The sequence below is a fragment of the Streptomyces sp. CB01201 genome (assembly GCF_002803085.1).
GTDB classification, from domain to species: Bacteria; Actinomycetota; Actinomycetes; order Streptomycetales; family Streptomycetaceae; genus Streptomyces; species Streptomyces hundungensis.
The window spans coordinates 1-22,271 of the sequence record NZ_NNBJ01000011.1; the positions used below are offsets into that span (position 1 = coordinate 1).

Annotated in this window: 18 protein-coding genes, 1 rRNA gene and 1 pseudogene; 14 read left to right on the forward strand and 6 right to left on the reverse strand. The window is 72.7% G+C overall.

The window, feature by feature from the left end; genetic code table 11:
* Positions 1-4: 4 nt before the first annotated feature.
* The gene (locus tag CG740_RS39800) at positions 5-145 is read right to left on the reverse strand and encodes a hypothetical protein (RefSeq protein WP_159030377.1); all 141 of its coding nucleotides are present in this window, start codon (positions 143-145) and stop codon (positions 5-7) included.
* Here CG740_RS39800 and rrf point away from each other — a divergent pair.
* The 3 genes and pseudogenes from rrf to CG740_RS21885 all read left to right on the forward strand — a co-directional run bounded on the left by rrf (position 134) and on the right by CG740_RS21885 (position 2,780).
* Positions 134-250: ribosomal RNA gene (gene rrf, locus CG740_RS21875) — 5S ribosomal RNA — on the forward strand. The genes CG740_RS39800 and rrf overlap by 12 nt on opposite strands.
* A 196-nt stretch (positions 251-446) precedes the next feature.
* Positions 447-1,793 (forward strand): annotated as a pseudogene (locus tag CG740_RS41760) (hypothetical protein); the annotation flags it as partial.
* A gap of 78 nt (positions 1,794-1,871) precedes the next feature.
* Positions 1,872-2,780 carry a hypothetical protein gene (locus CG740_RS21885; RefSeq protein ID WP_234376453.1) on the forward strand — a complete coding sequence of 303 codons (909 nt, stop codon included), beginning with the start codon at positions 1,872-1,874 and terminating at the stop codon, positions 2,778-2,780.
* Positions 2,781-2,913: 133 nt separating this feature from the next.
* Here CG740_RS21885 and CG740_RS21890 read toward each other — a convergent pair whose 3' ends face one another.
* On the reverse strand, positions 2,914-4,197 hold the full coding sequence (locus tag CG740_RS21890) for a DUF1015 domain-containing protein (RefSeq protein WP_100576927.1): 1,284 nt from the start codon (positions 4,195-4,197) through the stop codon (positions 2,914-2,916).
* 72 nt (positions 4,198-4,269) lie between these two features.
* Between CG740_RS21890 and CG740_RS21895 the strand changes: the two genes are divergently transcribed.
* The 4 genes from CG740_RS21895 to CG740_RS21910 all read left to right on the forward strand — a co-directional run bounded on the left by CG740_RS21895 (position 4,270) and on the right by CG740_RS21910 (position 8,334).
* Complete coding sequence (locus tag CG740_RS21895; protein WP_100576928.1) at positions 4,270-5,298, forward strand: HAD-IIA family hydrolase; 1,029 nt, start codon at positions 4,270-4,272, stop codon at positions 5,296-5,298.
* Positions 5,299-5,354: 56 nt separating this feature from the next.
* On the forward strand, positions 5,355-6,410 hold the full coding sequence (locus CG740_RS21900; protein ID WP_100576929.1) for an iron chelate uptake ABC transporter family permease subunit: 1,056 nt from the start codon (positions 5,355-5,357) through the stop codon (positions 6,408-6,410).
* A 50-nt stretch (positions 6,411-6,460) separates the two neighbouring features.
* Entirely contained in the window at positions 6,461-7,435 is a 975-nt protein-coding gene (locus CG740_RS21905; RefSeq protein WP_100577388.1) for a FecCD family ABC transporter permease, read from the forward strand.
* Positions 7,436-7,536: 101 nt separating this feature from the next.
* Complete coding sequence (locus CG740_RS21910; RefSeq protein ID WP_100576930.1) at positions 7,537-8,334, forward strand: ABC transporter ATP-binding protein; 798 nt, start codon at positions 7,537-7,539, stop codon at positions 8,332-8,334.
* Positions 8,335-8,512: 178 nt separating this feature from the next.
* Here the strand turns inward: CG740_RS21910 and CG740_RS21915 are convergent, their stop codons facing one another.
* Positions 8,513-8,860, reverse strand: coding sequence for an alkyl sulfatase C-terminal domain-containing protein (locus CG740_RS21915; RefSeq protein WP_100576931.1), 348 nt, complete (start codon positions 8,858-8,860; stop codon positions 8,513-8,515).
* Between the two features lie 42 nt (positions 8,861-8,902).
* Here CG740_RS21915 and CG740_RS21920 point away from each other — a divergent pair, with 42 nt between their 5' ends.
* The 3 genes from CG740_RS21920 to CG740_RS21930 are packed head-to-tail and all read left to right on the forward strand — an operon-like array spanning position 8,903 to position 11,005.
* Positions 8,903-9,256, forward strand: a complete 354-nt coding sequence (locus tag CG740_RS21920; RefSeq protein WP_159030379.1) for a hypothetical protein — start codon at positions 8,903-8,905, stop codon at positions 9,254-9,256.
* Between the two features lie 7 nt (positions 9,257-9,263).
* Complete coding sequence (locus CG740_RS21925; protein ID WP_100576933.1) at positions 9,264-10,079, forward strand: TlyA family RNA methyltransferase; 816 nt, start codon at positions 9,264-9,266, stop codon at positions 10,077-10,079.
* Positions 10,076-11,005: an NAD kinase gene (locus CG740_RS21930; protein WP_100576934.1), complete on the forward strand. Its 930-nt coding sequence runs from the start codon at positions 10,076-10,078 to the stop codon at positions 11,003-11,005. Before CG740_RS21925 ends, CG740_RS21930 begins: the two co-directional genes overlap by 4 nt.
* A 48-nt stretch (positions 11,006-11,053) precedes the next feature.
* Here CG740_RS21930 and CG740_RS21935 read toward each other — a convergent pair whose 3' ends face one another.
* Positions 11,054-12,406 carry an FtsX-like permease family protein gene (locus CG740_RS21935; protein ID WP_100576935.1) on the reverse strand — a complete coding sequence of 451 codons (1,353 nt, stop codon included), beginning with the start codon at positions 12,404-12,406 and terminating at the stop codon, positions 11,054-11,056.
* Between the two features lie 193 nt (positions 12,407-12,599).
* Between CG740_RS21935 and recN the strand changes: the two genes are divergently transcribed.
* Both recN and CG740_RS21945 read left to right on the forward strand, forming a co-directional pair.
* A complete protein-coding gene (gene recN, locus CG740_RS21940) occupies positions 12,600-14,318 on the forward strand; it encodes a DNA repair protein RecN (RefSeq protein ID WP_199846552.1) in 1,719 nt (572 codons plus the stop codon).
* A gap of 284 nt (positions 14,319-14,602) precedes the next feature.
* Complete coding sequence (locus CG740_RS21945; RefSeq protein ID WP_100576936.1) at positions 14,603-15,682, forward strand: glycosyltransferase family 4 protein; 1,080 nt, start codon at positions 14,603-14,605, stop codon at positions 15,680-15,682.
* A gap of 66 nt (positions 15,683-15,748) precedes the next feature.
* Here the strand turns inward: CG740_RS21945 and CG740_RS21950 are convergent, their stop codons facing one another.
* Positions 15,749-17,386: a PucR family transcriptional regulator gene (locus CG740_RS21950; RefSeq protein WP_100576937.1), complete on the reverse strand. Its 1,638-nt coding sequence runs from the start codon at positions 17,384-17,386 to the stop codon at positions 15,749-15,751.
* A 136-nt stretch (positions 17,387-17,522) separates the two neighbouring features.
* The gene (locus CG740_RS21955) at positions 17,523-19,328 is read right to left on the reverse strand and encodes a glycoside hydrolase family 15 protein (protein ID WP_199846539.1); all 1,806 of its coding nucleotides are present in this window, start codon (positions 19,326-19,328) and stop codon (positions 17,523-17,525) included.
* A 425-nt stretch (positions 19,329-19,753) separates the two neighbouring features.
* Here CG740_RS21955 and CG740_RS21960 point away from each other — a divergent pair, with 425 nt between their 5' ends.
* Both CG740_RS21960 and CG740_RS21965 read left to right on the forward strand, forming a co-directional pair.
* Positions 19,754-21,430: a CTP synthase gene (locus tag CG740_RS21960; protein ID WP_100576939.1), complete on the forward strand. Its 1,677-nt coding sequence runs from the start codon at positions 19,754-19,756 to the stop codon at positions 21,428-21,430.
* Positions 21,431-21,535: 105 nt separating this feature from the next.
* Complete coding sequence (locus CG740_RS21965) at positions 21,536-22,162, forward strand: NUDIX domain-containing protein (protein ID WP_100576940.1); 627 nt, start codon at positions 21,536-21,538, stop codon at positions 22,160-22,162.
* Positions 22,163-22,271 lie beyond the last annotated feature (109 nt).

The window sequence follows — 22,271 nt, forward strand, 5'->3', positions numbered from 1 at the left end:
GGTACTAATAGGCCGAGGGCTTGTCCTCAGTTGCTCGCGTCCACTGTGTTTGTTCTGAAGCAACGAACAGTTGCTGGTTGAGCAGAACCCACTTAATTAAAAAGTGTGCTTGTTCGCTCGAAACCGATAGGGTTTCGGTGGTCATAGCGTTAGGGAAACGCCCGGTTACATTCCGAACCCGGAAGCTAAGCCTTTCAGCGCCGATGGTACTGCAGGGGGGACCCTGTGGGAGAGTAGGACGCCGCCGAACAATATTTCAGGACCCTTGGTCCCAGCGTTCACGCTGGGACCAAGGGTCCTTTTGTTTTTCCGCTTTGTTTTGCCGAAGCGCGTCGGGCAGCCGACTGCGCGAGAATGACTGTAGTACCCGAAGACTAGGAGTCACGATGCCCACCAACTCTCCCGACGACCGTCCGGAGCGCGAGCCGCGCCGTCAGGACGGTGGCGACCGGGGCGGCTACCGCGGTGGTCGAGACGACCGTGGTCCGCGCCGCGACAACGACCGGGGCGGTTACGGCGGGCGTCGTGACGACAGTCGTGGTGGCTCCACCGGTGGCGGCTACCCCCGCCGCGACGACCGCGGCGGCCGTCCCGCCGGCGGTTCCGGCGGCGGCAGCTCGTTCGGCCGCCGTGACGACCGTCCTGCCCCGCGTCGTGATGACGACCGTGGTGGTTTCCGCCGTGATGACAACCGCGGTGGCGGCGGCTTCCGTCGTGACGACAACCGTGGCGGCTCCTCTTCTGGTGGTGGCTACGGCCGTCGCGATGACAGCCGTCCGGCTCCGCGTCGTGATGACGACCGTGGTGGTTTCCGTCGCGATGACAACCGTGGTGGCGGTGGCTCCTACGGGCGTCGTGACGACAACCGTGGTGGGGGCAGTTCCTATGGCCGTCGTGACGACAGTCGCCCGGCCCCGCGTCGCGATGACGACCGTGGTGGTTTCCGTCGCGATGACAACCGTGGTGGCGGTGGCTCCTACGGGCGTCGTGACGACAACCGTGGTGGCGGTGGCTCGTACGGCCGTCGTGACGACAGTCGCCCGGCTCCGCGTCGTGATGACGACCGCGGCGGTTTCCGTCGTGACGACAGTCGTCCGGCTCCGCGTCGCGATGACGACCGTGGTGGGTTCCGTCGTGACGACAACCGCGGTGGCGGCAGTTCTTATGGCCGTCGTGACGACAGTCGCCCGGCTCCGCGTCGTGATGACGACCGTGGTGGTTTCCGCCGCGATGACAACCGTGGTGGCGGCGGTGGTTTCCGTCGTGACGACAACCGTGGCGGTGGCAGCTCTTACGGGCGTCGTGACGACAGCCGTCCGGCTCCGCGTCGTGATGACGACCGTGGTGGTTTCCGCCGTGACGACAACCGTGGTGGCGGTGGCTCCTACGGGCGTCGTGACGACAACCGTGGCGGCGGCTCTTATGGCCGTCGTGACGACAGCCGTCCGGCTCCGCGTCGTGATGACGACCGTGGTGGGTTCCGTCGTGACGACAGTCGCCCGGCTCCCCGTCGCGATGACGACCGTGGTGGCTCCTACGGGCGTCGTGACGACAACCGTGGCGGCGGTGGCTCGTACGGCCGTCGCGATGACAGCCGTCCGGCTCCGCGGCGTGATGACGACCGTGGTGGGTTCCGTCGTGACGACAGCCGTCCGGCTCCCCGTCGCGATGACGACCGCGGTGGGTACCGGGGTCGTGACGACCGGGGTGACCGCGGTGGCTACCGGGGTCGTGACGACCGGGGTGAGCGTGGACGGGACGATCGTGGCGGCTACGGGCGTCGGGACGACCGGGACCGGGATCGTGACCGCGAGCCCATCAAGCGGCTCCCGATCGACGAGGACATCACCGGCGACGAGATCGACGCCGATGTGCGCCAGGAACTGATGAGCCTGCCCAAGGGTCTCGCCGAGGACGTCGCGAGCAACCTGGTCATGGTGGCGCGACTCATCGACGAGGACCCCGAGCAGGCCTACGCCTACTCCCGCATCGCGCTGCGGCTCGCCTCGCGTGTGGCCGCCGTTCGTGAGGCCGCCGGCTTCGCCGCGTACGCCACGCAGAAGTACTCGGAGGCGCTCGCGGAGTTCCGTGCCGCGCGTCGCATGACCGGCACCGTCGAACTGTGGCCCGTCATGGCGGACTGCGAGCGTGGACTCGGCCGTCCCGAGCGGGCGCTGGCCATGGCCGGCGAGCCCGAGGTGCAGAAGCTCGACAAGCCCGGGCAGGTGGAGATGCGGTTGGTCGCGGCCGGTGCGCGCCGGGACATGGGGCAGCTGGACGCCGCCATCGTGACCCTCCAGAGCCCCGAGCTCGCGTCGAACTCCGTACAGCCGTGGACCGCGCGACTGCGCTACGCCTACGCCGACGCGCTGCTGGCCGCCACGCGGGAGGCCGAGGCCCGCGAGTGGTTCGCCAAGGCTCTTGAGGCGGACAAGGACGGTTTGACCGACGCCTCCGACCGGCTCGCCGAGCTGGACGGGGTCGACTTCGTCGACGCCATGGTCGAGGACGACGAGGACGGCGACGTCGACGCGCCGCGCGCCGACGTCGAGGACGAGCCCGACTTCGACGACGAGGGTGAGGAAGAGGACGACTTCGAGGGCGACGACGCCGATGTGGTCCGCGCCGCGGAGATCGTCGACGCCGACCTCGTCGAGCCCGCGCCGGGTGAGACCGGGGACGCTCCGGCGACCGAGGCCGTTGCTCCGACGGCCGAGTCGGCCGAGTCGGCTCCGTCGGTCGAGTCCGCTCCGGCGGGCGACGGCGAGAAGAAGGCCTGACAGCTGTCGGTGTTTGTCAGCTGACCGCTGACCGCTGACCGCTGATGGTTGGCGGTCGGCCGGTGGCCGGGTAAGAAGAAAAGAGGCGGTGCCCCACCCGGGGCGCCGCCTCTTTTTCGTTCCGCTCCCGTGTTCAGTTCACCGTCAGGCTGCGCAGGACCAGGCCCGTCGCCGGCTTCGGGCCGAAGGACGTCGACTTGCGGGGCATCGTCACGCCCTGGCGGGCCAGGTCCCGTACGACTTCCTCGCGTACCGGATGCATCAGGACCGCCGTCTTGTGGTGACGCTCCGCCTGCTCGACCGCGGCCGCCGTGTCGTGGATGTACGCGATGTCGTCGGGGGTGTCGGGCGTGTGCCAGATCTCGTCGAGCAGGGTCGAGTGCAGGACCGTCGCGTCGAGGGAGCGCCAGGCCTCGGGCCGGTCGGCGCGGATCGTGCGGGAGAGCAGGGCCTGGTCCGGGTGGTCCAGGAGGTGGAAGCGGCCGTCCCCCGCCAGGAGGAACGCGTTGCCGTGCGAGGCCGCCTCGGCGAGTGCCTCCAGGGCCTGGGCGAGCGGCACGTCGAGGGTGCGGACGCGGAACGCACCGGACTCGGTGACCGCCGCGAGAGCCTTGGCCACCGGAAGCCGGTGCAGGAGCCGGTGGATCGCGCGGACCCGCAGCGGATAGCGGGCCGTGTCCACCAGGAGGACGAGGCCGAAGTCCCAGGGGCCCGGCGAGGTCTGTTCGTCGCGCAGGCGCAGGTAGGTGGCCCAGCGGTGGTGGCCGTCGGCGATCACCGCCTGGTGGGCCGCGAGGTCGGCCTGCACCTCCGCGAGATCGGCCGGATCCGTGAGCGCCCACAGCCGGTGGCGGAAACCGTCCTCCGTGGTGGTGCGCAGCAGCGGCTCGCGCAGGACGGCACGGTCGATGACCGCGGTGGCGCCGACCGGAGTGCCGCTGCCGCGGTAGGTCAGCAGCAGCGGTTCGAGGTGGGCGGCGGTGGTTCGCATGAGGGCCGCGCGGTCCTCGACGACGTGGGGCATCACGTCCTCGTGCGGCAGGACGATGCCCTCGGCGGGTTCGGAGAGGGCGAGCGCGCCGATCAGCCCGCGCTGGAGGATGCCGTCGCCCTCCTGCTCGTACACATAGAGGGCGGGCACGGGGTCGGGCGCGAGGACGCCCTCGTCGAGCCAGTCGTCCAGGGTCAGGGCGGCCTTCTGGTTGCGGGCGGCCGGTGAGGACGCCTGCGGAAGGATCAGCCGGACGATGTTGTACGGGTCGGCCGACTCCAGGTGCAGCAGCCCGTCCGGGCGTACGACGACGTCGTACGGCGGCGAGGTCACCGCGGCGAGGCTGCCCACCCGCTCGGGAACGTAGCGCAGTCCGCGGAACGGGATCAGGCGCAGCCCGAGGTCCGCACGCCCAGTTGTGCTCATCTGCGCATCGTATGTGGGAGTCGGGTATGCGCGATGATCGGGGGCAGAGCACCGAAAGAGGAGTGGATGAGGATGAGCCAGACCGGCCGGATCATGACGAGCGGCAGCGAGCGGGCGCTGAGCGAGGCGTACGACACGGCGCTGCTGGATCTGGACGGGGTCGTCTACGCGGGTGGTGAGGCAATCGACCATGCCGTGGACGCGCTGGCCGAGGCCCGGGACGGCGGGATGCACCTCGCGTATGTGACGAACAACGCGCTGCGCACGCCGGACGCGGTGGCCGAGCACCTGACCGAGCTCGGGGTGCCTGCCGAGGCGGGCGATGTGATCACCTCGGCGCAGGCGGTGGCGCGGCTCATGTCGGAGCAACTGCCGCAGGGTGCACGGGTGTTGCTCATCGGTGGCGAGGGGCTGCGGGTCGCTCTCGTCGAGCGCGGGCTCGTTCCGGTGGAGTCGGCGGACGACGATCCGGCCGCCGTGGTGCAGGGGTACGGGGGTCCGGACCTCACGTGGTCGCGGTTCGCGGAGGCCTCCTACGCGGTGGCCCGCGGGGTGCCGTGGTTCGCGTCCAACACCGATCTGACCATTCCGAGCGGCCGGGGCATCGCGCCCGGCAACGGCGCGGCGGTCGAGGTCGTGCGCATCGCGACGGGCGCCGAGCCCCAGGTGGCGGGCAAGCCGCTGCCCCCGATGCACCGCGAGACGGTGCTGCGGACCGGCGCCAAGAAGCCGCTGGTGGTGGGGGACCGGCTCGACACGGACATCGAGGGTGCGTTCAACGGCAAGGTGGACTCGCTCCTCGTGCTGACCGGTGTGACGGACGGCGCACAGCTGCTGGCCGCGCGGCCCGAGCACCGGCCCACGTATGTCGACGCCGATCTGCGCGGGCTGCTGACGGGGCAGCCGGAGGTGAAGGGCGCGGACGGCCGGTTCGGGTGCGGTGGCTGGACCGCGTCCGTGCGGGACGGGGCGTTTGCGCTCGACGGGGACGGGGAGGCGCTGGACGGGCTGCGGGCGCTGTGCGCGGCCGCCTGGAGCCACGCCGGGGACGGGGCCTGCGAGCTGGACGCGGCGAAGGTGCTTGAGCGCCTGGGCCTTTGAGCCCGGGCCGGGGGCGCCGCAAGTGAAGTGCAGGGTAGGCTAACCTAACCTGCGTGTTGGTAGACAGCCCCCCTCAGCCGCGTGACGGGACCACGTCCGCGCCCCCGGCCCCGACCGCGAAGCGCCGCACCCTGCGCGCCGCGGGTCTGTTCGCGTCCGTGGGCGTGCTCGCGCTCGTCGCCGTCGCGAGCATCGCGGTCGGCGCGAAACCCATGCCGCTCGGTGACGTGTGGCACGGGCTCTTCCACTCCTCGGGCACCGCCAACGACGTCCTCATTCATGACGTACGGGTGCCGCGGACGCTGCTCGGACTGCTCGTCGGGGCCGCGCTCGGCCTGGCCGGCGCGGTCATGCAGGCCCTCACCCGCAACCCGCTCGCCGAACCCGGCATCCTCGGCGTCAACGCGGGAGCGGCCGCCGCGGTGGTGTCGGCCATCAGTTTCCTCGGGGTCAACTCCCTCACCGGATATGTGTGGTTCGCGTTCCTCGGTGCGGGCTTGGTGTCGGCGGCGGTGTACCTCCTCGGTGGCAGCCGGGCCGCCACGCCCGTGCGGCTCGCGCTCGCCGGAACGGCGGCCAGCGCCGCGCTGTACGGCTACATCAACGCCGTACAGCTCACCGACTCGGCGGCCCTCAACCAGCTCCGGTTCTGGCAGGTCGGCTCGCTGGCCGCGGCGGACATGGCCACCGTCGCCAAGGTCGCGCCGTTCATCCTGGTGGGAGTGGTCGTCGCGCTGCTGCTCGCGCGGCCGCTCAACGCGATGGCCATGGGCGACGACACCGCCCGCGCGCTCGGCGCCCGGCTGACCCGTACCCGCGTCCTGTCGATGGTCGTGATCACCCTGCTCTGCGGGGCCGCGACCGCCGCCTGCGGGCCCATCGTGTTCATCGGGCTCATGGTCCCGCACCTCGTGCGCGCCATCACCGGGCCCGACCTGCGGTGGATCCTGCCGTACGCGGCCGTGCTCTCGCCCGTGCTGCTGCTCGGCTCCGACGTGGTCGGCCGGGTCGTCACCCGGCCCGCCGAACTCCAGGTCGGCATCGTCACGGCGCTCATCGGCGGGCCCGTCTTCATCTGTCTCGTACGGCGCAGGAGGATGGCCCAGCTGTGAAGGCGATACGTATCCCCGGCGGGCTCTCCTTCCGGGCCGAGCCGCGCGCGATGGCCGTGGTCGGCGGGCTCGTGGTGCTGGCGCTCGCGGCCGCCGTGGTCCTGATCGGCACCGGCGACTTCACCATCGCGCCCGCCGACGTGATCAGCAGCCTGCTCGGCTCCGGCACGCCCGCGCAGGACTTCATCATCAATGAACTGCGGCTGCCGCGCGTCCTCGTGGCGCTCCTGGTGGGGGCCTCGCTCGGCATCTCGGGGGCGCTGTTCCAGTCCATCTCCCGCAATCCGCTGGGCAGTCCGGACGTGATCGGCTTCGGCCAGGGTTCCTCGGTCGGCGCGCTCACCGTCATCGTGTTCTTCCACGGCGGCACGGTCGCCGTCTCCTTCGGGGCGCTCGCCGGCGGCCTCGCCACCGGCGTCGCCGTGTACCTCCTCGCCTGGAAGAAGGGCGTGCACGGCTACCGGCTGGTGCTCGTCGGCATCGGCGCGGCCGCCATGCTCACCGCGTGCATCCACTACCTCCTCACCAAGTCCACCCTGGTGGACGCCACCCGCGCGATGGTCTGGCTCACCGGCTCGCTCGACGGGCGCGACTGGGCCCAGGTGTGGCCGCTGCTCGTGCTGTTCGTCGTGCTGCTCCCGGTGGTCCTCGGGTACGCGCGGCCGCTCAGGATGCTGGAGATGGGCGACGACGCGGCGTACGCGCTGGGCGTGCCGGTGCAGCGCACCCGTACCGTTCTGATGCTCTGCGCCGTACTGCTCAACGCCTCGGCGACCGCGGCCGCGGGGCCCATCTCCTTCGTGGCGCTGACCGCGCCGCAGCTGGCCCGCCGGCTCACCCGGGCCACCGGGCCGAACATCCTCGCCTCGGCGTGCATGGGCGCGGCCCTCCTGGTCGTCGCCGACTGGGGCGCGCAGCGGCTGTTCGGCGAGAGCACGCTGCCGGTGGGGGTGCTGACCGGCATGGTCGGCGGTGTCTATCTGCTGTGGCTCCTCGTCACCGAGCGCCGGGCGGGCCGGATATGAACCGGCGTCCCGGAACCGGACATCCCGAAACCCGCCGACCGGAACCCACCCGCACCCCCAACTCCCTTACGGACAGCGGTTCTTCTAGCAGGAGTACGAGCATGCAGCGCCTCAGCGCGGAATCGGTCACCCTCGGCTACGACCAGCGGGTGATCGCCAAGGACCTGTCCGTCGAGATCCCGGACCGCTCCTTCACGGTGATCGTCGGGCCCAACGCCTGCGGCAAGTCCACGCTCCTGCGGGCCCTGTCCCGGATGCTCAAGCCGAGCGAGGGACGGGTGCTGCTCGACGGGCAGGCCATTCACTCACTGCCCGCCAAGAAGGTGGCCCGGACCCTCGGTCTGCTTCCGCAGTCGTCCATCGCTCCGGACGGGATCACGGTGGGCGACCTCGTGGCGCGCGGGCGCTATCCGCACCAGGGGCTGCTGCGGCAGTGGTCGCCCGAGGACGAGCGGATCGTCCAGGAGTCCATGGAGGCGACGGGGGTCGGCGGTCTGGGGGAGCGGTACGTCGACGAGCTGTCCGGCGGACAGCGCCAGCGGGTCTGGATCGCGATGGCGCTGGCTCAGCAGACGCCGCTTCTGCTGCTCGACGAGCCGACGACGTTCCTGGACATCCAGCACCAGATCGAGGTCCTGGATCTGTGTGCGCAGCTCCACGAGGAGCAGGGGCGGACACTGGTGGCCGTGCTCCACGATCTCAACCAGGCGGCGCGGTACGCCTCGCATCTCGTCGCGATGCGGGACGGGGAGGTGGTGGCCGAGGGGGCGCCGGCCTCCGTGGTCACGGCGGAGCTGGTGGAGCGGGTGTTCGGGGTGCGGTGTCAGGTGATCCCGGATCCGGAGACGGGGACGCCGCTGGTGGTGCCGGCCGCGCCGCGGCGTTCGTTGGTGGGCTGATTTTTCCCCCACCCCGCCCCTTCCCGAGACCCTCCGGGGGTGTGGGTGTGCTGATGTCCGGACTCCTGGGGGCTCTGCCCCATTCGGGCTGGCCTCAATGCTTTTAGGGGCGCGGGGAACTGCGCGAGTGGGCCCGCGCTGGTGCAGGGGCGCGGTTCGGCCCCCCCCCGGGGGCCCGTCAGAGCAGGGTTCGGAGGTGGAGGAGGTCTCTCAGGCCTGCCTCCAGGCGGACCCGGCCCGAGGCCCACGCCTTCGCGAAGTTCAGGTCGCCGGCGACCAGGGCGACCAGGTCGTCGCCCTTCATCGCCAGGCGGATCTGGGCCTTCGAGCGGGGCGGCCCCGGCTCCGTACCGAGGACCTCGATGCGCCCGTTCCGCAAGCGGCCCGAGAACGTGCCGTCCAGGTCCGTGATGTGGCAGCTCAGCGAGCGGTCAAGGGTGGCCGCGGCCCGCACGTCGCCGCCCGCGCCGGCCAGATTGTCCGAAAGTTTGTCGAGTGCGCTGCGGCACTCCTCCATGGTCGCCATCGTGACCGACCGTACCCCAGGCCTTCGCGGTAGCGTCTTGGCATGAGCGACACGATGCCGGGCCCCGCGGCCGGATCCGCGGGGGAAGCCCGGACGGAACCCGCGGGGGACGTCCGGACGGAATCCGAGGGGGGCGGGCCCCTTCCGCTGGGTGTGGCCCGTACGCCCACCGGCGACGCCGACATCGACCGCCTCGTCGAGCGGCTCGGGGACGTGGATCACCTCGGTACCGACGGTCACCTGGAGGTGTACGAGGATGTACACCGGGGGTTGCGCGACGCGCTGACCGCGCTGGACGCCGGCCAGGGGGGAACCTCCGGGCCGGTCCGGCCGTTGGCCGGGCATGGCCCCTTGCGGTCCGCCGGACCGCCGCCGAACTACGACTACAGGAGCTGAACCGAACGTGGCAGGAGTGGCACGCCGCCGCCTCGACGCCGAGCTGGTGCGCCGGAAACTCGCGCGGTCGCGGGAGCACGCCGCCCAGCTGATCGCCGCGGGGCGGGTGAGCGTCGGCAAGACCGTCGCCACGAAGTCCGCGACCCAGGTCGAGACCGCTGCCGCCATCGTCGTCGTCGAGGACGACAGCGATCCGGACTACGTGTCGCGCGGCGGGCACAAGCTCGCCGGGGCGTTCGCGGCCTTCGTCCCGCAGGGCCTCAAGATCGAGGGCCGCCGGGCGCTCGACGCGGGCGCCTCCACGGGTGGCTTCACCGATGTGCTGCTGCGCGCCGGCGCCGGGCACGTGGTCGCCGTCGACGTCGGTTACGGACAGCTCGCCTGGTCCCTGCAGAGCGATGACCGGGTCACCGTGAAGGACCGTACGAACGTACGCGAGTTGACGCTGGACGACATCGACGGAGAGCCGGCCGACCTCGTCGTGGGCGACCTCTCCTTCATCGCGCTCGGCCTCGTGCTGCCCGCCCTGGTGCGCTGCTCGGCGCCCGACGCGGACCTGGTCCTCATGGTCAAGCCACAGTTCGAGATCGGCAAGGAGCGGCTCGGCAGCGGCGGCGTCGTGCGCAGCCCCGAGCTGCGGGCCGAGACCGTGCGGACCGTGGCGGCCCAGGCGGCCGGGCTCGGCCTCGGCGTGGTCGGGGTGACCGCGAGCCCGCTGCCCGGGCCCTCCGGCAATGTCGAGTACTTTCTGTGGCTGCGGGCCGGGGCGCCCGCACTGGATCCCGCGGACGTGGAACGCGCGGTGGCGGAGGGACCTCAGTGAGCCCGTTGGAGAACACCCCGGAGAGCGGTACGGCGACCCGTACCGTGTTCCTGCTCGCGCACACCGGAAGACCCGCCGCCATCCGCAGCGCGGAGCTGGTCGTACGGGGGCTGCTGCGCAGCGGCCTCGGCGTGCGGGTGCTGCGGGCGGAGGCGGCCGATCTGCCGCTGCCGGACGAGGCGGACATCGTCGAGGACGCCACCCCCGAGTGCCTGGACGCCTGCGAGCTGCTCATCGTCCTCGGCGGCGACGGCACCTTGCTGCGCGGCGCCGAGCTCGCGCGGGCGTCCGGCGTGCCGATGCTCGGGGTCAACCTGGGCCGGGTCGGCTTCCTCGCGGAGGCCGAGCGCGACGATCTGGACAAGGTGGTCGACCGGGTCGTGACCCGGGCCTACGAGGTCGAGGAGCGCATGACGCTCGACGTCGTCGTGCACAACAACGGCGATGTGGTGCACGAGGACTGGGCGCTGAACGAGGCCGCCGTCCAGAAGGTGTCGCCCGAGCGGATGCTGGAGGTCGTCCTGGAGATCGACGGCCGTCCCGTCACCGGGTTCGGCTGCGACGGCATCGTGTGCGCCACCCCGACCGGTTCGACCGCGTACGCCTTCTCGGCCGGCGGGCCCGTGGTGTGGCCCGAGGTCGAGGCGCTGCTCATGGTGCCGATCAGCGCGCACGCCCTGTTCGCCAAGCCCCTGGTCACCTCGCCGACCTCGGTCCTCGCGGTCGAGGTCCAGCCGGGCACCCCGCACGGCGTGCTGTGGTGCGACGGGCGCCGCACGGTCGAGCTCCCTTCGGGCGCGCGGGTGGAGGTGCGGCGGGGAGCCGTTCCGGTACGGCTCGCCCGGCTGCACCACGCCTCGTTCACCGACCGGCTTGTCGCCAAGTTCGCCCTGCCGGTGTCGGGTTGGCGCGGCGCCCCGCACTGAGCGGGCCGTGCGGGCGCCCCGCACCAGGCCGTGCGCGCACGGCGGGGATCAGGACGTGGCCAGCGTCCTGATCGCCCGCCGGCGCAGCGCCGCGCGCACCGGGATGCCGGTGGCGAGCAGGGTCAGGGCCAGCGTGCCGCCGGTGACGGCGAGCGCGGTCGGCCACGGCAGGAACGGGATCCACGAGCCGAACGCGGCCGCCAGCATCGGGGCCAGCGTCGCGAGCGCGACCACCGCGCCGAGCGCCAGGGCGGTGGCCGCGACGATGCCGGCCTCCCACGCGGCCATGGCGCGGACCTGGCGGGGCAGGGTGCCCACCACCCGGAGCAGGGCGATGTCCCGGCGCCGCTCGAAGGAGATCATCGCCAGGGTGTTGGCCGCCGCGATCGCGGCGAAGCCGGCGTACAGACCCGTACCGAAGTAGTCCAGCCAGACCTCGCCCGCGCTGCCCGCCGAGCCCGTGTAGTGGGCCGCCGTCGTATGCATGGCGACCTTGGTGAGGCCGAAGCCGGTGACCAGGACCAGCGGGACCACCGCGGCCGAGAAGCGGCGCGGCTGCGAGCGGACGTTGAGCATCGCCAGACGCGCGCTGCCGCCGAACCCGCGGGCCGGCGCCGACACGAGCCGGGCGGCCGGGCCCACCACCTTCGGGCCGAGCAGGCCCGTTCCGACGCAGAACAGCAGCAGGACGAGGAACGAGGCCTGGGCCGCGTCGTCGGACGACTGGCGGGCCAGCGCCAGCGACAGCACGCCGCCGCCCGCCACCGCCAGCACGCCCAGCGGGGCCCGCACCTTCCCGAGCCCGCGCCGGCCCGCCGACGCCTCCGCCAGGGCCCGGGCCGGGCGCAGGACCGAGAAGCGCAGCGAGGCCAGGAACGCGGCGAGCGCCGAGGTGACCACGGCCACGGCCAGACAGACCGGCAGCGCCCACCAGGTGAAGCGGTACGGCACCTCGGCCGGGACCAGGCCGTGGTCGACGAGACCGGTGAACCAGACCCGGCTCAACAGGCCGCCGCCGAGCAGGAACCCGGCCCCCGCGGCCGGCACGGCGGCGGCGACCGCCTGGACGACCACGGCCCGCCGCACCTGCCGGGGCCGGGCGCCGATGGCCCGTACCAGGGCGAACTCGCGTTGCTGCTGGGCCACCGCGGTGCCCATCGTCGAGGCGATCACGAAGATCGACATGTAGATGGAGCCGATCAGCATCACGACCGCCATGTCGCCTATGCCATGCATCGACATCTCGGTGCGCGCCCGGGCGGAGAGGCCGTGCGCCGACGTGCTGAGGAGAAGGGTCGTCGACGCGCTCACCACGGTCGCCGCGAACAGCGCGGCCACGAACGTGCCGACGAACGCCGGGCGGTGGCCGCGCAGGGCGGAACGGGCCAGTCCTGTGCTCATGCGCCCAGGTTCGCTTCGGGGGCGGTGCCGGGGCCATCCGGCGGGCCTCCCCGTCCGGCTGGGGTTTTCCCCCGCACGACCGGTCCGGGTACCACGAGCGGGCACCACGACGGGCTCCACGAGAGGGTGACGGTACGGGGGGCGTCGCACACAGGGCCCTGGACCTCGTAAGGTCGTGTCCGTGTTGGAGGAGATGCGGATACGGTCGCTCGGGGTCATCGACGACGCTGTCGTCGAGCTGTCACCCGGTTTCACCGCGGTGACCGGCGAGACGGGCGCCGGCAAGACCATGGTCGTCACCAGCCTGGGGCTGCTGCTCGGCGGGCGCGCCGACCCCGCCCTGGTGCGGATCGGCGCCAAGGCGGCGGTCGTGGAGGGCCGGATCGCGCTGCGCCCGGGCAGCTCTGCGGTGCTGCGGGCCGAGGAGGCCGGGGCCGAGCTGGACGAGGGCACGCTGCTCGTGAGCCGTACCGTTTCCGCGGAGGGCCGCTCACGGGCGTTCCTCGGCGGCCGGTCGGTGCCGGTCGGGGTGCTCGCCGAACTCGCCGACGAACTCGTCGCCGTGCACGGCCAGACCGACCAGCAGGGCCTGCTGCGCCCGGCCCGACAGCGCGAGGCGCTCGACCGGTACGCCGGTGACGCGGTCGCGGGCCCGCTCGCCAAGTACGCCGGGGCCTACCGGCGGCTGCGGGCCGTGGCCGTCGAACTGGAGGAGCTGGTCACGCGGGCGCGCGAGCGTGCCCAGGAGGCCGATCTGCTGCGGTTCGGGCTCGACGAGATCGCCGCCGTCGAACCGCTGCCCGGCGAGGACGTCGAACTGGCGGCCGAGGCCGAACGGCTCGGGCACGCCGAGGCGCTCGCATCGGCCGCCGCCCTCGCGCACTCGGCGCTCGCCGGGAACCCGGAGGACCCCGAGAGCGTGGACGGGGCGACCCTGGTGGCCGGTGCCCACCGGGCGCTGGAGAGCGTACGGTCGCACGACCCGGCGCTCGCGGCGCTCGCCGAACGCATCGGCGAGGTCGCGATCCTGCTCGGTGACGTGGCCGGCGAACTCGCCGGGTACGCCGCCGACCTGGATGCCGACCCGCTGCGGCTGGCCGCCGTGGAAGAGCGCCGGGCCGCGCTGACCGCCCTCACCCGCAAGTACGGCGAGGACATCACGGCCGTGCTCGCCTGGGCGCAGGAGAGCGCGGACCGGCTGACCGAACTCGACGGAGACGACGACCGGATCGAGCAGCTGACCGCCGAGCGGGACGGGCTGCGCGGTGAACTGTCCGTCCTGGCGCAGGAGTTGACGGACGCCCGCACCGAGGCCGCGGCCCGGTTCGCCGAGGCCGTCACCGCCGAACTCGCCTCCCTCGCGATGCCGCACGCGCGCGTCTCGTTCGCGGTCGGACAGAGCGAGGACCCCGAGGGCGTGGAGGTGGGCGGGCGGACCGTGGCGTACGGGCCGACCGGCGCCGACGAGGTCGAGCTGCTGCTCGCCCCGCACCCGGGCGCCCCGGCCCGGCCCATCGCCAAGGGTGCCTCCGGCGGTGAGCTGTCGCGGGTGATGCTCGCGGTCGAGGTCGTCTTCGCGGGCACGGACCCGGTGCCGACCTACCTCTTCGACGAGGTCGACGCGGGCGTCGGCGGCAAGGCGGCGGTCGAGATCGGCCGCCGGCTCGCCAAGCTCGCCAAGTCCGCGCAGGTCGTGGTGGTGACCCATCTGCCGCAGGTGGCCGCGTTCGCCGATCGTCAGCTCCTGGTCGAGAAGACCAACGACGGCAGCGTCACACGGTCCGGCGTCACCGTTCTGGAGGGCGAGGACCGGGTGCGCGAGCTGTCGCGGATGCTGGCCGGGCAGGAGGACTCGGAGACGGCCCGGGCCCACGCGGAGGAGCTCCTCGCCACCGCGCGCGCGGACGGGTAGCGCCGGGTCGGGGCCGCGCCTCGGCCCTCGTGGGGTGCGCCGGCGGCCGAACTGGCCGCCGGGGGCCGGGCGTCGGGGCGGCCGGCCCCCGTTCCGGTCCCGCCGTCGCGTCGCCCGGGACCTGCGAAGTTCACCCGTGGGGGTGTTTCCGGTGCGGTGATCTTCCCGGCGCGACACGGAAGGAACCCCCCGGACGGCGTCGGAACGTCCGTACGGACTGGCATCCTTGGCCGGGCAACACCGACCTCCACCCGTCGACTCGGCCGCCCCGGGAGCCTGTTCACGTGTCACAGCTGCGTACGGTGCAAGTGCTGGGCGGGGGCAGTGCGGGCAGCAGCGCACATGTCAGGTCGCTCGCGGCCGGTCTGGTCGCGCGGGGCGTACGCGTCACCGTCTGCGCCCCCGCGGAACTGGAGCGGCAGTACGACTTCCCCGCGGCGGGGGCCCGATTCGTGGCGGTCTCGCGGCGCGGCGACCCGGCGGCGGTCGGCGTGCTGCGGGCCGCCTGCACCGACGCGGACGTGGTGCACGCGCACGGGCTGCACGCGGCCGTCCGCGCCGCCCTGGCGCTGCGCGGCCGCAGGGGCGTGCCGCTGGTCGTCACCTGGCACACCCGCGCGCACGCCGAAGGCGCCCGCGGCCATGTCCTGCGCCTCCTGGAGCGCAGGGTCGCGCGGGCCGCCGCGGTGGTCCTCGCCACCTGTTCCGACCTCGTCGACCTGGCCCGCGGCCACGGCGCGCGCGACGCCCGGCTCGCCCCGGTCGCGGTCCCCGCGCCACGCCTCGCGCCGGGCCTCGCCGACGGCAAGGCCCGGGCCGAACTCGGCGCGGTGGAGCGGCCGTTGCTGATGGCGGTGGGCAGTCTGGTCGCCGATCGCGGCTACGAGTTGCTCCTGGACGCCGCCCGCACCTGGCGCGACCTCGACCCGGCGCCCCTGCTCGTCATCGCGGGGGAGGGGCCGGGCCGCGCCGGGCTCCAGCGGCGCATCGCGGCGGAGGCCCTGCCGGTGCGCCTGGTCGGGCGGCGCGACGACATCACCGAGCTGCTCCGCGCCGCCGATGTCGCGGTGCTGCCCAGCCGCTGGGAGGCGCGCTCGCTGCTCGCGCAGGAGGCGCTGCGCCTGGGCGTGCCGCTGGTCGCGACGGCGGTGGGCGGGGTGCCCGAGCTGGTGGGGGACGCGGCGCTGCTCGTGCCGTACGGGGACGCCGGGGCGCTCGCGGACGCGGTCACGGGCCTCCTCGACGACCCGGGGGCGCGCCGGGCGCTGGCCGAGGCGGGGCGGGCGCAGGCCGGGACCTGGCCCACCGAGGACGAGACGGTGGCCCAAGTCCTCGCCGTCTACGACGAGTTGGCCGGAACCTGAGCCGGGCGCGCGGGTGCCCGGGGCGATGGCCTTCGCGGCCGGGCGTCCCAGGACGCTGGCCCCGGGCTACTGACCGGCCGCGTGCCGGCGGGCCCGCAGCGCGAGGGAGAGGGCGAGGACCGTCTGCGGATCGTCCAGATCGGTGCCCAGGAGGTCCGCTATGCGGGCCAGGCGGTTGTACAGGGTCTGCCGGTTGAGGTGGAGCTCGCGGGCGGTCTCCGCCTTGCGGCCCGCGTGCGCCAGATACGTCTCCAGGGTGGGCAGCAGCGGCGGGCGCGAGGCGCGGTCGTGCGCCTGGAGCGGGCCGATCGCCCGCTCCACGAACGCCGCGAGGTCCGGGTGTTCGCGCAGCCGCCACAGCAGCAGGTCGATGTCCAGGCGCCGGGCGTCGTACCAGGGCCGCTCGGGCAGGCCCTGGGCCGCGGCCGCCGTCTCGGCCGCGTGCCGCAGCCCGGCCCCGGCCGCCGCCCAGCCGCCCGCCATCCCGACCACGACCACCGGCTGGGTGCCGGCCCGCGCGCCCATCAGCCCGGCCCGCTCGACGCCGGCCCGCAGCGCGGCCGCGACCCGGTCGGCGACCGCGGTACGCTCCGACTCCGAGCGGAGCCCGAGCAGCAGCGGCACCCGGCCCTCGACGGGGCGTACGCCGAGCAGGACCGGCACGCCCACCGAGGACAGCTCTTCGAGGACCGCACGGGCGAGGACGGCCCAGTTGCCGGTCGGGGCGAGTTCCGGGGCGAGGCGCATCACGACCGGCAGGAGCGGCCCCTCGCCGGGCCTGAAGCCGAGCACCTTGGCCTGTGCCGGGGCGTCCTCGGGGGTGATGCGGCCCTCGGCGAGGTCGGTGAGGAAGTCGCCGCGCCCGCGCGCGGCCAGCTCCTCCTCCTGGCGGGCCTGCATGAGGACGACCGCGAGGATGCCCGCCGCCCGCTCGGCCGCCATCCGGTGCACCGGGAGCAGCGGCGGGCCGACCGCGAGCAGCGCGAGCCGGGCCCGTACCGCGCCCACGCCGTGGCCGCCGCCCGGCACGTCCACCAGGACCGCGCCGGTGGGCGGCCCCGAGGCGCGGGCCTCGCGCTGGCCGCGCAGCCCCTCCCAGACCTGGAGCGGGTCGGCCGCCGCCTCGCCCGAGTCGCAGGCCGCGGCGTACAGGAGCTGGCCGTCGGGGGTCTCCAGGAAGACCGGGTTGGCGGTGAAGTCGGCCAGGATGCCGAGGACTTGGGGGATTCCGCCGCCGCCGAGCAGCGCCCCGGTGCAGCGCCGGTGCACTTCCTCGGCGCGCTGGAGCAGGGCGTAGTGGCCGTTGACGATCTCGGTGTGGATCTCCTCGGTCACCGTCACGAACGGCACCTCGCGGTGCAGCTGGACCAGCGGGAGCCCGGCCGCCCGCGCGGTCTCCACGAGGGTGGCCGGCAGGCGCGCGAAGCGCGGGCCGAGCTCCACGACGAGGGCGGCGATGCCCCGGTCCGCGAGCCGGCGCACGAAGGCGCGCTGCTCGGCGGGGCGGGTGCCGAGGCCGAGGCCGGTGGTCAGGAGCAGCTCGCCGCCCTTGAGCAGCGAGGCGATGTTGGGCACCTCGCCGGCGTGCACCCAGCGGACCGTGCGCTGGAGCCGCTCGGCGCCGGCGACGACCTCCGGGAGACCGCCGCGAAGGCCCGGCAGCTCAAGGGCCCGCTGCACGGTGATCCCGCCCTGCGTGTCCACTGCGCCCACCTCTCGTCCCGCGGCATCCGGGGCCGGACCCCGGGACGACACCGCATGCGGCGGACGCTACCTGCGGTTACGCCCCGAAATCCGCCCCTTGTGGCATACGTCACGCGGGGCGGACCGGGCCGGACCGTCAGCCGCCGTACGCGCCCGACGCCGTCAGCCGCAGGGCGGTGTCGATCAGCGGGACGTGGCTGAAGGCCTGCGGGAAGTTGCCGACCTGGCGCTGGAGGTGCGGGTCCCACTCCTCGGCGAGGAGCCCGAGGTCGTTGCGCAGGGCGAGCAGCTTCTCGAAGAGCTTGCGGGCCTCGTCGACCCGGCCGATCATCGCGAGGTCGTCCGCCATCCAGAACGAGCAGGCCAGGAAGGCCCCTTCCTCGCCGAGCAGGCCGTCCAGGTTGTCCGCGTCACCGCCCGTCGTCGGGTAGCGGAGGATGAACCCGTCCGGCGTGGACAGCTCGCGCTGGATGGCCTCGATGGTGCCGATCACGCGCTTGTCGTCCGGCGGCAGGAAGCCCATCTGCGGGATGAGCAGCAAGGACGCGTCCAGCTCCTGAGAGCCGTAGGACTGCGTGAAGGTGTTGCGTTCGGGGTCGTAGCCCTTCTCGCAGACGTCCCGGTGGATGTCGTCGCGCAGCTCGCGCCACTTGTCGAGCGGTCCGTCCGCGTCGCCGGACTCGATGAGCTTGATCGTGCGGTCCACGGCCACCCAGGCCATCACCTTGGAGTGCACGAAGTGGCGGCGCGGGCCGCGCACCTCCCAGATGCCCTCGTCCGGCTGGTCCCAGTGGCTCTCCAGGTAGCGGATCAGCTTCAGCTGGAGCAGCGACGCGTAGTCGTTGCGCGCCAGGCCCGTCATGTGTGCCAGGTGCAGCGCCTCGGTGACCTCGCCGTACACGTCGAGCTGGAGCTGGTGGGCGGCGCCGTTGCCGGCCCGCACCGGGGTGGAGTTCTCGTAGCCGGGCAGCCAGTCCAGTTCGGTCTCGCCGAGTTCCCGCTCGCCGGCGATCCCGTACATGATCTGGAGGTTCTCCGGGTCGCCCGCCACCGAGCGCAGCAGCCACTCGCGCCAGGCGCGGGCCTCCTCGCGGTAGCCGGTGCGCAGCAGCGAGGACAGCGTGATCGCGGCGTCCCGCAGCCAGGTGTAGCGGTAGTCCCAGTTCCGCTCGCCGCCGATGTGCTCGGGCAGCGACATGGTGGGGGCGGCGACGATGCCGCCGGTCGGCGCGTAGGTGAGTGCCTTGAGGGTGATCAGGGAGCGGACCACGGCCTCGCGGTAGGGCCCGTGGTAGGTGCAGTGGTCCACCCACTCGCGCCAGAACTCCTCGGTCGCCTCAAGGGACGCCTCGGGCTCGGGCAGCGCCGGCGGCTTCTGGTGCGAGGGCTGCCAGCTGATGGTGAACGCGACGCGCTCGCCCGGTGAGACGGTGAAGTCGGAGTACGTCGTCAGGTTCTTGCCGTACGTCTCGGCCTCGGTGTCCAGCCAGACCGAGTCGGGGCCCGCGACGGCCACCGTGCGCGAGTCGACCTTGTGCACCCAGGGGGTGATCCGCCCGTAACTGAACCGCATGCGCAGCATGGAGCGCATCGGAACCCGGCCGCTGACCCCCTCCACGATGCGGATCAGCTGCGGGGCGCCGTCGCGCGGCGGCATGAAGTCGGTCACCCGGACCGTGCCGCGGGGGGTGTCCCACTCCGATTCCAGGATGAGCGAGTCGCCCCGGTAGCGGCGGCGGTCGGCCGCCGGGGGCGGATCGTCGGTCCCGTGTGCGGGCCCGACCCGCCAGAAGCCGTGTTCCTCGGTGCCGAGCAGTCCGGCGAAGACGGCGTGCGAGTCGAAGCGGGGCAGGCAGAGCCAGTCCGCCGTGCCGTCCCGGCAGACCAGTGCGGCGGTCTGCATGTCTCCGATGAGTGCGTAATCCTCGATGCGCCCGGCCACGTGCAATCTCCAGTCGAACGGCCACGTCCGCCCCCTGGGGGCGCTTACAGCGACAGCGGTCAAGGGTTCGCCAACGAGCGCATGTTCCGGGTGACGGGCTGGGTGGTGCCGTGCTACCAGGTGGCTCGGCAAGCGAGTGTCCGAGCAGGATACGACGCACGATAGTGATCCGCTTAAGCCTTCCTCGAACGCCACTGAGCCGAACGAGTGAGGCTCGTACTCAGGGCTGACCAGCGGCATACAGAGCGTGGCCGGGCGCGGTCTCCCGCTGTCGCTGATACCCTGGTAGCCCGTGGCCGGGTGCTGAAAAAAGCCCCGAACCGCAGCGACGGCACCCTCTGAGATCTCGCGTGAACTCGCACAAGATCCACACAGGGTGACCGGTACGCACTCCAGACAGCGACCACGGGAGCCCCCTCTTGGCCATGCAGCCCACGGCTTTGCGAAACAGCGCAGCCACGACGACCAAGCACATCTTCGTCACCGGGGGTGTCGCCTCTTCCCTCGGCAAGGGTCTGACTGCCTCCAGCCTGGGTGCGCTCCTCAAGGCCCGCGGCCTGCGGGTCACGATGCAGAAGCTCGACCCGTACCTGAACGTCGACCCCGGCACGATGAACCCGTTCCAGCACGGTGAGGTGTTCGTCACCAACGACGGCGCCGAGACCGACCTGGACATCGGCCACTACGAGCGCTTCCTGGACGTGGACCTGGACGGGTCCGCCAACGTGACGACCGGCCAGGTCTACTCGCAGGTCATCGCCAAGGAGCGGCGCGGCGAGTACCTGGGCGACACCGTCCAGGTCATCCCGCACATCACCAACGAGATCAAGCACCGCATCCGCCGGATGGCGACCGACGACGTCGACGTCGTCATCACGGAGGTCGGCGGCACGGTCGGCGACATCGAGTCGCTGCCGTTCCTGGAGACCGTCCGCCAGGTCCGCCACGAGGTGGGCCGCGACAACGTCTTCGTCGTGCACATCTCGCTGCTGCCCTACATCGGCCCCTCGGGCGAGCTGAAGACCAAGCCGACCCAGCACTCGGTCGCCGCCCTGCGCAACATCGGTATCCAGCCCGACGCGATCGTGCTGCGCGCCGACCGCGAGGTGCCGCTGTCCATCAAGCGCAAGATCTCGCTGATGTGCGACGTCGACGAGGCGGCCGTGGTCGCCGCCATCGACGCCAAGTCGATCTACGACATCCCCAAGGTGCTGCACACCGAGGGCCTGGACGCCTACGTCGTCCGCAAGCTGGACCTGCCGTTCCGCGATGTGGACTGGACGCAGTGGGACGACCTGCTCGACCGGGTCCACAACCCGCTGCACGAGGTCACCGTCGCGCTGGTCGGCAAGTACATCGACCTGCCCGACGCCTACCTCTCGATCACCGAGGCCATGCGGGCCGGCGGTTTCGCCAACAAGGCCCGGGTCAAGGTCAAGTGGGTCACTTCCGACGAGTGCAAGACGCAGGCCGGCGCCAAGAAGCACCTCGGTGACGTGGACGCGATCCTGGTCCCCGGCGGCTTCGGCGACCGCGGTGTGAACGGCAAGATCGGCGCGATCCAGTACGCCCGCGAGAACAAGGTGCCGCTGCTCGGCATCTGCCTGGGACTCCAGTGCATCGTGATCGAGGCCGCCCGCAACCTGGCCGGGATCCCCGACGCGAACTCCACCGAGTTCGACGCGGCCACCGCCCACCCCGTCATCTCGACGATGGAGGAGCAGCTGGCCTACGTCGAGGGCGCGGGCGACCTGGGCGGCACGATGCGGCTCGGCCTGTACCCGGCGAAGCTCGCCGAGGGCTCGATCGTGCGTGAGGTCTACGACGACCAGCCCTACGTCGAGGAGCGCCACCGCCACCGCTACGAGGTGAACAACACCTACCGCGCGGAGCTGGAGAAGAAGGCGGGCCTCGTCTTCTCGGGCACGTCCCCCGACAACAAGCTCGTCGAGTACGTCGAGTACCCGCGCGAGGTGCACCCCTACCTGGTCGCCACGCAGGCGCACCCGGAGCTGCGCTCGCGCCCCACGCGCCCGCACCCGCTCTTCGCGGGCCTGGTCAAGGCCGCCGTCGAGCGCAAGACGGGCAAGCCCGTCAAGTAGTCGCGCATCGCCGCGCGCGCGTTAACGTTGCCGGGGTACGGGGTCCTCACCAGGGCCCGTACCCCGGTTTCTGTTGTTGCGCGCGCACTGTGGGAGGACGCCGACATGGCCATCGAGGACACCGCCGAACAGTGGCAGGTCGTGGCGAGTACCACTCCCTTCACCGGCCACAAGACGAGCGTCCGCACCGACGACGTCGTCATGCCCGACGGCGCGGTCCACCAGCGCGACTACCAGGTCCACCCCGGCTCGGTGGCGATCTGCGCCCTCGACGACGAGGGCCGGGTCCTGGTGCTGCGCCAGTACCGCCACCCGGTGCGCCACAAGCTCTGGGAGATCCCGGCCGGGCTCCTGGACGTGCCCGGCGAGAACCCGCTGCACGCCGCCCAGCGCGAGCTGTACGAGGAGGCGCACGTCAAGGCCGAGCAGTGGCACGTCCTCACCGACGTGTACACCTCGCCCGGCGGCAGCGACGAAGCCGTACGGATCTTCCTGGCCCGCGATCTGTCCGAGGCGGACGGCGAGCGCTTCGAGGTCTCCGAGGAGGAGGCCGACATGGAGCTGGCCCGCGTACCGCTCGACGACCTCGTGCGCGGGGCTCTGGCCGGGGAACTGCACAACACCTGCCTGGTGGTCGGAGCGCTCGCGCTGTCGGCCGTGCTGCGGGGCGACGGTGTGGACGCGCTGCGCCCGGCCGACGCGCCCTGGCCGGCCCGGCCGTTCGAGGCCTGAGCCGGACCTCTGCCTTCGCGCGGTGGGCCGGCCCTTCGAGGCCCTGCGGGGAGTGAGCCGGACCCCCGCCTTCGCGGACCGGCCGGGGCCTTCGACGAGTGAGCCGAGC

What these genes read in the sequence shown, in the direction of transcription:
- CG740_RS39800 (WP_159030377.1), bottom strand. Translation starts at nt 145, where the DNA reads ATGACCACCGAAACCCTATCGGTTTCGAGCGAACAAGCACACTTTTTA.
- CG740_RS21890 (WP_100576927.1), bottom strand. Translation starts at nt 4,197, where the DNA reads ATGAGCACAACTGGGCGTGCGGACCTCGGGCTGCGCCTGATCCCGTTC.
- CG740_RS21895 (WP_100576928.1), top strand. Translation starts at nt 4,270, where the DNA reads ATGAGCCAGACCGGCCGGATCATGACGAGCGGCAGCGAGCGGGCGCTG.
- CG740_RS21905 (WP_100577388.1), top strand. Translation starts at nt 6,461, where the DNA reads ATGGCCGTGGTCGGCGGGCTCGTGGTGCTGGCGCTCGCGGCCGCCGTG.
- CG740_RS21910 (WP_100576930.1), top strand. Translation starts at nt 7,537, where the DNA reads ATGCAGCGCCTCAGCGCGGAATCGGTCACCCTCGGCTACGACCAGCGG.
- CG740_RS21915 (WP_100576931.1), bottom strand. Translation starts at nt 8,860, where the DNA reads ATGGCGACCATGGAGGAGTGCCGCAGCGCACTCGACAAACTTTCGGAC.
- CG740_RS21920 (WP_159030379.1), top strand. Translation starts at nt 8,903, where the DNA reads ATGAGCGACACGATGCCGGGCCCCGCGGCCGGATCCGCGGGGGAAGCC.
- CG740_RS21935 (WP_100576935.1), bottom strand. Translation starts at nt 12,406, where the DNA reads ATGAGCACAGGACTGGCCCGTTCCGCCCTGCGCGGCCACCGCCCGGCG.
- recN (WP_199846552.1), top strand. Translation starts at nt 12,600, where the DNA reads ATGCGGATACGGTCGCTCGGGGTCATCGACGACGCTGTCGTCGAGCTG.
- CG740_RS21960 (WP_100576939.1), top strand. Translation starts at nt 19,754, where the DNA reads ATGCAGCCCACGGCTTTGCGAAACAGCGCAGCCACGACGACCAAGCAC.
- CG740_RS21965 (WP_100576940.1), top strand. Translation starts at nt 21,536, where the DNA reads ATGGCCATCGAGGACACCGCCGAACAGTGGCAGGTCGTGGCGAGTACC.